The sequence below is a fragment of the Candidatus Nitrososphaera sp. 86-2 genome (assembly GCF_056726185.1).
The window spans coordinates 2,309,118-2,320,500 of sequence record NZ_JBWZON010000001.1 but is presented as its reverse complement, the minus strand read 5'-3'; the positions used below and the strand labels follow the sequence as shown (position 1 = coordinate 2,320,500).

Here is an 11,383-nt window from a genome sequence, read left to right as displayed (position 1 = left end):
ATTGTTTCCGTTGCCATTGTTTCCGTTGCCATTGTTTCCGTTGCCATTGTTTCCGTTGCCATTGTTTCCGTTGCCATTGTTTCCGTTGCCATTGTTTCCGTTGCCATTGTTTCCGTTGCCATTGTTAGCTGCAAGTGCAGGCTGGCAGATAACAAAACCAACTCCCAGTATCGCTACTAATGCAATGATGGCAATTCTCGACTTGTCACCGGCTTTGCGGTACGTAGACATTTTAGTTCATCTGCTACTAGTATAAGCTTCTAGAACTAGGAAAGGCCCAATTCAGCGTTGATTCATGATGATAATGAGTACAAAATGTGCGTGCGGGTGACCAAATTACCCACTTGACTTGGTTTAAATCTTGCGATTAACCGGTAAGAGCATTGAGGATCGGCGGGAATCAGCTTCCAAGTATTTTAATCGCCTTGCGCCGAATATCAACCGCTGCGGGTGACAAGCAGGAAGACAAGCTATCATTTTCAGATAAACTTCTTACAAAGTTTGGGCAGTTCTATATCTTTTCTATTGGACTAGTCAGTTTTCAGGACTATTATGTATCAATGAGAGAGAAAGACAAAGGATAGTAGTTAGAAACTACTGATTAACTATGTCTAATAGGCAGTCAGTTTTTCCTACCGTTGCGGCAATGGCTGATGGCGAGCCCACGCCTTGCGGCAGCTATTGAGGGCCAAATGGTCGTTGGAATGCGAGAATGACAAGTCGTGAATTGAGCAAGATTGTGCCCTACCAGCCAGCCACATTCCTTATGACTTTCGGGCACAATCCCGCAGTGGATATATGCAACATTTGTCGAATGGAATGCCCTATAATAACCTTCTAGTAGGCGTACATGAACCATGATTGAATGCCATAATCGTCCTGCTCTGAGGACGAGTCGCCCGTCAGGGGCGACGAGCCATGAGGGCACGAGACCGGGAGTTCAAACTCCACTCCCTCCATCGAGTGTAGAGGGTCAGAACTGAAAGACGGCGCGCTCACACATGCACACGCACATTCACATATCGAGCCTTCGTGTTCAGATTTTCCTATCATCTATCGTTTCCTCCATTCTACTCCTCACTTGCTCTTCTCCCTCGTATTTCGAACAGATAAAGAAGTCTCAAGATATATGCATCGCAGTGCACCTCATCCTATGAACAACAGCTGATGATGAATTACCCTAAATGGCGTATCACTGACATCTTTTTCCGCATTGGCAGCATAAAATACACATCTTCATTATCAATATGGCAGCAGGAAAAACTTCTTGACCTGCCTGCAGGGCGCGCGGCCGCTGCAACAGCAGTAGCGATCATCTACAATAAGGCGAGCTCACATGATAAAGAACAGTCTAAAACAAGCAACAAAAAAACGCAAAAGCCAGAGACAAAAGAAGCCTCTTCTGGATACCTTTGCTCGCGCCGAGATTTTTGATTATTATCAAGGAATTTGCTATTACTGCTGCACACAATTGCATTGGCAAGATTTTTCTGCGCGATGGATTCTTAGACACAAGGGTCATACAGGCATTCCAATTACCGTTATTGCACCTTTTGCGCCAACATGTCTGTCCTGCGATAGCAGGATCGGAACACGACCTTTGAGAAAGGGATTCTTTTGTAAGCGCGGGCATAACCACGGATACAGGCACAGTATGACGCAGTTGCGTGAAAACCACTTTTCTTACTAGGGAGAGTGGCATCTTTTATCCTTATAAAGAAGCTTATTCCTGATCTAGTTATGGAAGAATTCCAAATTCGCTGCAAAGTACTTGACGCGTCGGGACACCTTTCAAAGGTAGCGATAGGAGTCGACCAATTTACAGTGGAGCAGATCTGGAACTGGATTGCAACCAACAAGTACGCATTCTACACTGAAGAGAATGGCGTAAAAGTCCCAGTGAGACATGTGCAAAAGGGACGACGCAAATACATCACGACGGCGGCTGATGGAATAGAAGAAAACAATCTGGCAGAGCTTCAAAGCTGCAAAGTGCATATGGACAGCAGGTAAAGAAACGTGTAAACCTCTAAGCCTCTATCGACGAAATGCTTGTAAGATTTCTCGTCGAAACCTTGGTATGAATAAAGGAGACGTTGACGATGACGGTCACGATTAGCGGCGAGTAGCTGCGCAAGCTTGAGGCGATGTATGATTAGGAAAAGAAGAGGCAGCCTGAATGTTCTGCGACATCCTAGGAAGAGTTACTATCTACAGCTTTAATCATTTAGGAAAAGCTACAAGTGTGTAGATATGTTGTCGCGACTGTCTCAATTCTTTCACATCCTTTCCTTAAATGTGTGAATGCAAAATTGAGAATGCCAAATTCTCTCTGGGGTCAGGCTCGGGCTGGCTTGCGGCAGGTAAAGACTTGCAATTTGTGCCAGCCATCCCTGGCCTTTCTTGTTCTCTTTATTTTTGCATCAAGTGCCCGCGCCCCCGCATGAAGGCTCTTGTACCGTCAAAGAGAAGCGCGGGCCGGATGGTGGTGATCCTTTCGTGGTATTCGAACTATTCTTCAAGAGACTAATATCATAGATGCAAGAGGGCTCTCGCTCATAAATATATAATTCTTATATATTTAGATTAGCATTTAGTGTACCGCAATAATTTTATGCAATTGTATTATGAAAACTCAGTTGTACTCCAAGAATTTATCTACCCGCCGCGACGGAAATAGTTTTAAGATTCGACAACTCCGAACAATGTCACAGGGTCAGGCAAGCCCGACAAGATGGTTCGCGTGGTGGTGATCCAGTTATCGGGCTCCTGGCCTTTTAATTTTAAAGCGTCAGAAAGAAATAGAATATGCCCGCGCCCTCCAATTAGACGCAAGTAGTCATGCCATGTCTATCAGGTGTGCATGTAGGGAGGGCGCGAGTACGGACGTTCGGCGAATGTGTGCGCGCGTGCACTACATTCAATTGAGGATGAAACTAGATATTCGCTGAGTAGACAAACTTTAGAAGCTCATCCTATTCGCTGAGCTCGTACCACTACCGATTGTTACCTTATTGAGGTGTTTAGGTTTGGTGACACCGGTAAATAGTAGCAGCGACTGTAAATCCTGCGCCCTCATGCGGGAAAGTAGAACGGTGTCAGACGCACTTGGGGGGCAGAGGGCGCAGGGTCCAAGAGTATTCGATTTTTCGGCAATTCTTATTCAGAGAAATTGTACTTAAGATTCATGCAATGACTCCCTAGAGCCTGCAGGATGTATCAGAGTTATTGAATCTTGAAAATGGTTAACTGGCCCTAACTTCAGCTAGCGAAGTGCTAGAGTGGGTGGAAATTCGGAAAAAGTACTAACTAGATAATTTTGAGGCGCAGAACTCTGCGTTGAATGTGCATTTATGGCTTGTAGCGGGCGCATTTCCCACCCTAAACCTGCACTACCTTCTAGGAGTGACGGTCAACACGTAAGACTGCCATCTAACCTCTCTCCCTTCTTTTTGTTCAATACCCTTTTCAACATCTGACGACCGGGTTACTATTTGACATGATGTCAAGTAGTGTAAAGTACGCTATCATCCTCGCCGCGTTTGCCGCAGCGGTTCTTCCCTCTATTAGTTCGTTGCCAAGCTGCAGCGCCCAGTCAAGTGCACCTCCGAGTCAGCCTGCAAATACAATCGGCACGCTTATCCAGTGCGCCACGCTCAGCACGCCCCCGAGCGCGAGTGCGCAGCAGCAGGCAATTACCAGCAACTCTACAGTGTTTGCAAGAGGCGAGCACATCCTAACGCTCACTAGCACCGCGTCTACAACGGTCAAGCCGGACGAAGTCACCGCAGTCTTTGTGGTGCACACCGAGGCGCAAAAGGCGCACGATGCGCTTGGAAACAACACCGCCGTCACGAACCAGGTGCGCACAGCAATCCTCAAGGCTGGCATTCCTGAGAACCAGACGCAAACCACTGACTTCAGCATATCTCCAGATTACAACTATCAAATAAGTCCACCCTTATTGACGGGGTTCAGTGTGGACAACAGCATCCAGGTTAAGACTCCCAGGATTGAAAACATAAGCCAGGTAATCGACAGGGCAGTTGCAGCAGGGGCCAATCGGGTAACAAGCGTCGATTTTGGAATCTCTGACTCGGTGCGCTCGCAGACGGAAAACGCGTTGGTCCACAACGCAATACAAACTGCGACAAAGCAGGCAAACTCGCTTGCGCACGATCTTGGAGTAAAGGTGGTAGACGTCCAGACCATGACCTCTCAGGTAAGCTCGACAACGGACCAGCAACAGCCGCAGTCACCGGGCGCAAGACGCTCGGCTGAGTTCTCGTTCGGTGGGGCGGGCGGCAACAATGCTTCCATACAGGCACCCTCGGGTCTGACAGTAAAGGCAACCGTGTTCGTTACGTTCGTCATCGAAAAGGCATAGGAATATGCTTTTTCGCCCCTCCCTCTTCTTTTTTTGGGTCTTGACTTCCCTGCGATCCCTGACCCCACAGTCCACAATGCTGCTTTAGTAGTGCGTAGCTTTGAAGCAAATCATTGCTTCTCCTTTTCTCGCTGTCAGTTAGGCTACTACGCGGCACGCCCTACAAAGTGAGCTTAAGCAACAATGGCTTACTCATAAAATATTGAGGTAAAACACTAGGCTGACAGGTTGTTATCGGGTTAGTTATGATAATGGTTTATTCCTTCCGGGGTCAGCTTGAAGCGCAAGAATTGTGTTCTAACGTGCTTTTGTATTTTGATTGCTAGTTTCAAGAATCCCCGAATTTAGCTGACCAGCTGGGAGTGTAAAAATTAATCTCGCTTCTACCACGCTCTGACGATGAGCTACGAGGCACTCGTGGGATAGCTCGCGACGCGGACCGGACTTGAATATTATGTTCAGAATCTTACTCTTTCACGAGAAGAATCAATTATTATCTTATTTACCAATTTGGCAAGTGAAATAAGCCTCTGAAACTAATTTAAGATATTTTTGTCAATATATGATCGAAAGAGAAAGAGAGGGAGAAAAGGAGGAAAGAATACTTCTCGAGAGACATGTCTGTTCAAATCGGTCGCATCAATGGCATTCCCATCCGCCTACATTTTACACTGCTTATCGTGTTCTTGCTAGTGACGTGGTCGCTGGCGACCAGCTTTATGCCACAATTCTTTCCGAGCCTAACCACCTCGGAGTACTGGGCCATGGGTATGGCAGGTGCAATACTGCTGTTTGTATCTGTACTCTTGCACGAGCTGTCGCATTCAATTTTAGCAGCAAAATTTGGCATGAAGGTCAGGCAGATAATGCTCTTTATTTTTGGAGGCGTTTCAGACATTGAGGAAGAGCCCCAAAACCCTCGCAAAGAATTCATGATAGCTTTTGCAGGCCCTGCTACAAGTTTCATTCTCTCCGCAGTCTTTGCAGGCTTGTGGGCGGCATCTGCAGCAATCGGTACGGTACCTGTTTTTGAAGGGATAATGCTGTACGGTGCAATCATCAATGCGCTCTTGGGTGCGTTCAACTTGCTGCCAGCCTTTCCTCTGGATGGAGGCAGAATACTGCGCGCCGCCCTTGTAAGGAGAACGGGGCGGAACTTTGACAAGGCTACGGATACTGCCGTCAAGGTGGGTGTTGCAATATCCTATGCCCTCATGGGAATAGGTTTTCTCACGATTCTGACTAGCAGTTTTATCAGCGGTATGTGGCTGATACTTCTTGGCTGGTTTCTTCAAAGTGGGGCGCAGTCTTATCGGTACCAGTACGAGCTGACTGCGATTCTTTCAAAGGTGAGGATAAGAGACATCATGAATGCGGGGTTTATCGCCATCCCGCCAGAAACCACCCTGCAAGAATCGCTGCAGAGATACTTTTCTGTCTATATGAAAAGTGCGTTTCCCGTCACGGACAGTGTCGATGGCAAGCTTCTTGGCATGATAACTCTGAAAAGGGTAATGGAAATTGATGAGCATAAAAGACAAGAGTTGACCGTCGGAGAGGCAATGATTCCCCTTGAGGAACTCAACGTCATTGGCCCGGACGTCAGGGGAGACGAAGCAGTCCGAAAGATGACCAAAAGCCGCAGCGGCAAGATCTTTGTATGCGACATGAAAGGCAGGCTGCTTGGCATAGTCACCAAGACGGACCTGCTAAACGTCGCAAGTGAAAGGCAGGAATATTCAAAGACTGCCGGTGCTGCTACAGAGTAAAGACGGGAAATAAACAAAAGTCAGTTTAACGATCTAGATGCAAACATACGCACACATGCACACTTTCTTTCCCGCTACAAGAGATCAATGATGTATGATATATGTGTGTGCGCAACGTATGTTATTGGGCCTCTCGGATCTTTTTGCCTTCGAATCCAAAACAGCCATTTAATGCATCCACATATCGCGTCCCAGCAGGATGGCAGCTATTATTGTGAGTTTTGCAAAATCCATAGATAATATAGAGAACTTTTGCACACATAAATCGCAATCTTTATCATTTGTTCCCAAATAAGGAGCCTGTCTCTATAATATTTCCCCGTAATGTTAATCCACAATTCTTTTTACTAAATTTTATTCTGTTGCTAGCTTGCATCTATATGAGCAACAGAAACACCACCACCTCAACCTCCACCGCCCTCTCAAAGAACAAAAGCAAGGTTCTGATCGTAGGCCTTGGCCAGATAGGATACAGCAACGCAGAGTACATGACAATGAAGGGATTGACAGTTGACGGCTATGACATTAGCGAAAAGGCCATCCAGCGCGCGCTGGACGACCAGGTCATCAGAAAGAAGGCAACCAACTTTGCCGGCTATGACTATTACATCATCTGCATCTCCACTCATAGGCCGGAAGACATGTTCCAGCCGTACCTTGATGGATTGTTTGAGATAGCAAGGCAGCTTTCGTACGAGGGCAAGCAGGGCGCTTTGGTCGGGATTGACAGCACCATTACAAGAGGTACATCGGAAAAGGTCAAGAAGATTCTCGGTCACCGGCTACACGTCGTACATGTACCACACAGGTTCTACGGCCCTGAAAAGCACGACCATGGGGTTAACCAAACCAGAGTTATCGGCGGATGCGAGCCGTGCTGCATCGACAAGGCACGCCAGTTCTATGGCGACATGCTGGACATCCCGCTCCACCCTGTCGAGTCAGTCGATGTAGCCGAGATGTGCAAGATTGTAGAAAACAGCTACCGCTTCATGGAGATAGCCTTTGCAGAGGAGCTAAAGATGTTCTGCGACAGGTCCGGCATAGAGTTTCAAGAGTTGAGAAGTGCCATCAACACAAAGTGGAACATCGAGGTGCTGGAGCCCCGAGAAGGAATCGGCGGCCACTGCCTGCCAAAGGATAGTCAGATGTTCCTCAACTTGTCAAAGAACCTACTTGAGACAAGCATAATCGACGCGGCGAAAAAGGTGGACGACGAATATAGGTCGCACATCGGCTACCCAGTACCTCCGGGCATAGTCCCATCTCTGCAGCAACAACAGCGACAACAGTTGCATTAAAAGTGATACGAAAAACATAGAGTGAGAAAGGAAAAGGGAAAGGGAGAAAGCACCATACATGAAACTGGCGCATCTCGGGGCTATCGCGACTACTCTCACAATAGCGATAGGCGTGATTTTGGCCATAGGTCCAGCTTATATGCACACGCTAGAGCGGGACAAGCCACCGCCCGTCATGCTGTCATTTTCGGTAGTAGACGGCCAGAACGTGCCGCAGTGGTGCAAGGACCTTTCCTCCATACTTGCCAGACACAACGTCAAGGCGACCGTGTTTGTCACGGGCAAGGTTGCAGAGCAAAACCCAAGCTGCGTGACTGCGCTTGCGGCCTATTCTGGAATAGACATCGGGAGCCAGACCTACAGCTACGTCGCATTGCCCTCTCTGAAAGACTATACACAGGCCCTCGACGAGGTCAAGCACGGCAAGGATGCAGTCGACACAGCCGGCAACATAAACTCCAAGATATTCAAGGCACCCTATGGCGCGACGGACCAGAACATCTACTCTCTCCTTACAAACTCTGGCATCGCAGCCGACTTTTCCTACTCTTCGCAATATAACAAGTTCGAGGGCGGCCAGTTCGTCAAGTACGACCTTGCGTCATGCGGCAGTTGTGAAGAGTCGCCAGACAAAGTGCACCAGCTCTTGAACACGCGCTCGCCGGTTATGATAGACATCGACAGCAGGACACAGATAAACGAGATAGAAAGCTTGGTGGTCGCTCTTAAGAACAGCAGCATCAACCTTGTAAATGCCTCTGAACTGACGGGCCTTGACCTTACTGTGAGGAACGCGTAGCCATGATCGGAGAGCCAGACCCGCGCGGGCCTCAAATCCAATCACCATCGTCGTCGTCGTCATCCTCTTCGTCCTCGTCGTCACCATCAGTTTCTCCGGCTCCAAAACCAACGCCGCCGCAGCAAAAGATAGGAAAAAGCGGCCGAATCCACGTCAGCAAGAAAGCTTGGGCGGTCAGATTGGTAACAATCCTCGCCATGCTGGCCACCATCGCGTATACCATCCAGATTAGTCTGCAGATGAACGACTGGTTCATCCTTGCAAGTGTGATATTTCCTCTCCATTCGCTCACTGCGCTTGCCGTAGGATGGATATTCTTCAAGTTGCCTGCCAGTGGCAAAATTGGAGACGACCTAGTTACAGTCATCATACCCGTCTATAATCAGCAGGCCATGATAGAGTCGGTGGTGGACGCCGTGTTCCAGTCCACGTACAAGAACCTCGAAGTAGTTGCCATTGACGATGGCAGCAAGGACGCTACAAGAGAGATCCTAAACAGGCTTGCATCAAAATACCCTACGCTAAAGGTTATCCACAAGAAGAACGAGGGCAAGCGCAAGGCGATCGCTTCCGCGTTTTATAATTCCAAGGGGAAATTCTTGATATTCATAGACTCTGATAGCATAGTGGACAGAAACGCCATAGTAGAACTATTGAAGGCGTTCAAGGGCGACTCGCAAGTTGGAGCAGTGGTGGGACACGCCAAGGTGTGGAACGCCGACAAGAACGCGCTTACAAAATGCCAGGACGTTTGGTACGACAACTCGTTCAACGTCCGCAAGTCCGCCGAGAGCTATTTTGGAAGCGTCATGTGCTGCTCTGGCTGCCTCTCCGGCTACAGGCGCGAGGCGATTGCCAACTATTTGCCGTACTGGAGTTCAGCCAAGACGCCGATAGCCGACGACAGGGAGATGACATCGTACGTCATTTCGCCAAACAAGATAAGGGATATCATGGCCCCTCATCCACCGCCAGGAGCGGCGGCAGCAAGAATCATGAAGTGGGTGGCCCGCTATGACGACGCTGAGGACCGGGGCCTCACGGGGCAAGCGCTTTTGGAATGGAAGGCAGTTTATGTCCCCACCGCCATCGTATATACCGAAGTGCCGGAAAAGATGAAGGTTTTTGTAAAGCAGCAAAAGCGCTGGAAGAAAGGGACTTTGCGCGTAAACTTTTTCGTCAGCGCCTTTTTCTGGCGCAGAAACCCCGTCATGGCGTTTCTCATCTTTTACATGGAATTCATGCACACCTTTATCAGCCCGTTGCTGATAACAGTGGCATTCATTTACGAGCCACTCGTGCTAGGCAACTATTGGGTGCCGTTTCTGCTGTTTCTCAGCCTGGTGTTGATGGGCCTTGCGCAGGGCGCCGACTACAAGTTCCGCGACCCAAGCTCAAGGAACTGGTACTACAAGACTCTTGAGAATATGCTTGCGGCATTCGTTCTGAGCTGGCTAATCTTCCCTGCTCTCTGGAGCCTGCGCAAAAACGAATGGGGGACCCGCTGAAGAAAGATATGCAGACTCTGCTTCCAACAAAATGCCACTATTGCGACATTACGCTTGAAGGGAGAGAGCAGTTCATGGGGCACACAATCCACAGCCATGATATACCTTTCGAGCGGGCCAAAGCTATGTGGGAATCAATCCGCATAAGTGCTAACTCTAACACTACTACGCTACATTGACCAAATCATGTTAGTTTGCAAGCAACCAAGCAAGCAAGCGCACACACACGCGCACCAACGCACACGGCTGTTGAGAAAATCAAAAACAAGAAGAATCTGATTTTCCTATCTGGCGCCGGGCTACACTGCCACTTCGGGGTGCGCTTTTCTCCTATGTTCTTCGGTGGCCTCAAATGTGGTAAAACGCTGGTTGCAAACATCGCACAGCTTTCTCTCCTTGTTCTCTCTGTTGGCCATAACACGAGCTAACGCCGTACGGATGTGAGCTATTCCAAAAGTATGCAACATGCTATCGAATTAAGAATCAATTGCTAAAATGAGTTTTGATTCAAATTCTTGAATAAGCAGGGCCTGCTACAAGATATTGTATTATTTTTGTCGCTGTTATTCTAATTGCGTTTGATTGGGCCAAGCAGTTTCTCTTATAACTGCTGTCGCTACCACAGTACTACTACTGCTGCAGCTGATCCTTGTTTCTGAATCCAAAATAGCAGGAATAGCAATATTGCTTTCCGTAGATCACGCCCTGAGAGCCGCAACCTAGACACTTCTTCTCATGCTCTATGGTCGAGTTGAGCGACTTTGCCTTTTGCAAGCACTTGCCGCAGATTGGCGCTTCAAGCTGGTAGCTTGAAAGAAAGCCTTCCCCGCACTGGCCGCATCTCAGGCTATACATCTTGCCTTTTGGTTTCCAGCCAAATAGCCTCATATACCTAAAAACCTCTGAGCATACATGCACGCTCCCTACTTAAAAATCACTGGTAACATAGTTCTCAGAAAAACATGTAACTTCCTTTCTCATCCAAACAGGAGAAGAGAGATACGTACCCTGCCTGCAGACAGCACAGAGAGAGAAAGCAAGAGAGTCTTCTTTTTCTTTCTTTTCCGTTCATTTTGCCACCATTACAGGACAAGGAGCATAAGTGGCTACACCTGATGCCACGCTACCCAGCAGCAGTTTTGCAAAACCGGACCTCCCTCTAGTGCCTATGACGATTAGGTCCACATGCTCCCGCTCTGCATAATTTACTATTGAACCCACTACAGAGAGGGACGTGTCAATTATGTCTGTGCCTATTTTGACTTGTTCATGCTCTCCTTTCTTCTGTATTTCTGCGAGCCATCTTGATGCTTCCTGCTTTGCTTCTTCAACCTTCTTTTTTATGGTATCAGGATAATTTACCCTGTAAAACCCCAAGGCTTGGATGTACTGATCAATGTTTATGATGTGAATTGTCGTGATTTGAGCACCATATTTTTTTGCGACGCCTATGGCCAAGTCAGCTGCTTCCATGGATTCTCTAGATCCGTCTACTGGCACGAGTATTCTCGAGAAATTTTGGGTTGACACGGAGGTAGCTCCCGGTGCTGGCTCTTTTAAGTAGGGCGGTTGCAGTGTATTGCCTTGCAGTCCTACCGTGTAAAAGAAATGTCATTTTT

11 protein-coding genes are annotated in these 11,383 nt (G+C 48.0%); 7 read left to right on the top strand and 4 right to left on the bottom strand.

Going from position 1 to position 11,383, the window contains the following annotated elements; all coding sequences use genetic code 11:
* A partial coding sequence (locus tag ACYOR7_RS13695) for a hypothetical protein (RefSeq protein ID WP_479914285.1) occupies positions 1 to 231 on the bottom strand: 231 nt, incomplete at its 3' end.
* A 152-nt stretch (positions 232 to 383) separates the two neighbouring features.
* Here ACYOR7_RS13695 and ACYOR7_RS13690 point away from each other — a divergent pair.
* Positions 384 to 584, top strand: a complete 201-nt coding sequence (locus ACYOR7_RS13690) for a hypothetical protein (protein WP_479914284.1) — start codon at positions 384 to 386, stop codon at positions 582 to 584.
* A gap of 253 nt (positions 585 to 837) precedes the next feature.
* On the opposite strand, the gene ACYOR7_RS13685 is transcribed toward ACYOR7_RS13690, so the two are convergent.
* The gene (locus ACYOR7_RS13685; protein WP_479914283.1) at positions 838 to 999 is read right to left on the bottom strand and encodes a hypothetical protein; all 162 of its coding nucleotides are present in this window, start codon (positions 997 to 999) and stop codon (positions 838 to 840) included.
* 741 nt (positions 1,000 to 1,740) lie between these two features.
* Between ACYOR7_RS13685 and ACYOR7_RS13680 the strand changes: the two genes are divergently transcribed.
* From ACYOR7_RS13680 to ACYOR7_RS13655, 6 genes are all read left to right on the top strand, one after another.
* Complete coding sequence (locus ACYOR7_RS13680; protein WP_479914282.1) at positions 1,741 to 2,013, top strand: DUF3892 domain-containing protein; 273 nt, start codon at positions 1,741 to 1,743, stop codon at positions 2,011 to 2,013.
* 1,486 nt (positions 2,014 to 3,499) lie between these two features.
* Positions 3,500 to 4,387 (top strand): SIMPL domain-containing protein, encoded by an 888-nt coding sequence (locus tag ACYOR7_RS13675; RefSeq protein WP_479914281.1) that lies wholly within the window; start codon positions 3,500 to 3,502, stop codon positions 4,385 to 4,387.
* A gap of 692 nt (positions 4,388 to 5,079) precedes the next feature.
* A complete protein-coding gene (locus ACYOR7_RS13670) occupies positions 5,080 to 6,156 on the top strand; it encodes a site-2 protease family protein (RefSeq protein WP_479914280.1) in 1,077 nt (358 codons plus the stop codon).
* Positions 6,157 to 6,536: 380 nt separating this feature from the next.
* Complete coding sequence (locus ACYOR7_RS13665; RefSeq protein ID WP_479914279.1) at positions 6,537 to 7,457, top strand: nucleotide sugar dehydrogenase; 921 nt, start codon at positions 6,537 to 6,539, stop codon at positions 7,455 to 7,457.
* Positions 7,458 to 7,515: 58 nt separating this feature from the next.
* Positions 7,516 to 8,256: a polysaccharide deacetylase family protein gene (locus ACYOR7_RS13660; protein ID WP_479914278.1), complete on the top strand. Its 741-nt coding sequence runs from the start codon at positions 7,516 to 7,518 to the stop codon at positions 8,254 to 8,256.
* A gap of 2 nt (positions 8,257 to 8,258) precedes the next feature.
* Entirely contained in the window at positions 8,259 to 9,764 is a 1,506-nt protein-coding gene (locus ACYOR7_RS13655) for a glycosyltransferase family 2 protein (RefSeq protein ID WP_479914277.1), read from the top strand.
* 630 nt (positions 9,765 to 10,394) lie between these two features.
* On the opposite strand, the gene ACYOR7_RS13650 is transcribed toward ACYOR7_RS13655, so the two are convergent.
* Together ACYOR7_RS13650 and ACYOR7_RS13645 are read right to left on the bottom strand one after the other, a co-directional pair.
* Positions 10,395 to 10,652, bottom strand: a complete 258-nt coding sequence (locus ACYOR7_RS13650; RefSeq protein WP_479914276.1) for a hypothetical protein — start codon at positions 10,650 to 10,652, stop codon at positions 10,395 to 10,397.
* Between the two features lie 180 nt (positions 10,653 to 10,832).
* Positions 10,833 to 11,294: a universal stress protein gene (locus tag ACYOR7_RS13645; protein WP_479914275.1), complete on the bottom strand. Its 462-nt coding sequence runs from the start codon at positions 11,292 to 11,294 to the stop codon at positions 10,833 to 10,835.
* Between the last annotated feature and the right edge of the window lie 89 nt (positions 11,295 to 11,383).